Here is a 1203-nt window from a genome sequence, read left to right on the forward strand (position 1 = left end):
GGGCCTGCACCCGGCCGACAGCGAAACGGTGCGCTTCATTGCCACCGAGGCGATCGCCAAGGCACGTGCGATCGAGCGCTACGCCGCGCTGAAAGATCAGCTGCTGCGCGACGCGCGCATCGCGCAGAACTGACGAGCACTCACACTGACGTCTAACGCGGCGCCTGGTAGACCCGGACGTAATCGACTTCCATCTGCACCGGGAAGATGGAGTCGTCGACCGGGCCGCCCAGGTGGCCGCCGACCGCGATGTTGAGGATCAGGAACTCGGGCGTGTCGAACGGCCACTGTGAAGTGCCCGTGCCCGCGTTCTTGAACACATGGTGCACGTGCCCGTCGATGCCGAAGCGCATCTGCTGCGGTGTCCAGTGCAACTGGTAGGTGTGGAAGGCGGTGCAGGCATCGGGCACTTGTGTCCCGTTGCCTGTGCCGTTGGCTCCGTTGCCGTCGGCGGTGTGCAGCGTGCTGAACACATGGCCAGGCTCGCGCCCCACGTGTTCGACGATGTCGATCTCGCCGCCGGCCGGCCACACGACCGGCGTGTTGAGCATCCAGATCGCCGGCCAGGTCCCACGGCCACAGGGCAGCTTGGCGCGGATCTCGAAGTAGCCATAGGTCCAGTCGGCTTTGCCTTGGGTGATCAGCCGCACTGAGCTGTACTTCTGGCCGCCCCAATCGGCTTGTTTCGACAGGTCTTCCTTGCGCGCAATGACGAGCAGTTTGCCGTCGCGCACCACACTGTTCTCTGGCCGCGCGGCGCTGTAGTACTGCAGCTCGGCGTTGTGCCAGCCCTGCTTGTTCATGCCGGTGTCGTAGGCCCACTTGGCCGGGTCGGGCAGCCCGTCGGTGCTGAATTCGTCAGACCAGACGAGTTGGTAGCCGGTCGGGAGCTTCAGGTCTTCTGTCATGGCGGTGGGCGTGGCGGCAGTGGCTGCCGCCGTGCTGCCAAGAGCCAGGCTGGCGGCGGCACAGAGGCGAAGCAGGGCAGCGGATTGTTTGGAAAAAGGCAGACGTTTCATCGCAAGACGGGGCCGTCACGGCCATGCAAGAAGTTGTGCGGTGCACAAGACCGCGGGCGTGGTTTGGAAGGTTCGCTCCAAACTATGTTGAGCCGAAAATAACGAAACGGCTCCCGGGCCTGGATGGAATGGGCGCGGTGGCTTCGCTTTCCCATTCATCGTTGACCACAGCAGAGGGCACGGC

Annotated in this window: 1 protein-coding gene; it reads right to left on the bottom strand. The window is 64.3% G+C overall.

The window, feature by feature from the left end:
- Positions 1 to 152: 152 nt before the first annotated feature.
- On the bottom strand, positions 153 to 908 hold the full coding sequence (locus AC1DYI_RS36245) for a glycoside hydrolase family 16 protein (RefSeq protein ID WP_477208920.1): 756 nt from the start codon (positions 906 to 908) through the stop codon (positions 153 to 155).
- Positions 909 to 1203 lie beyond the last annotated feature (295 nt).

It is taken from the genome of Ideonella sp. P3_A4, from assembly GCF_056403075.1.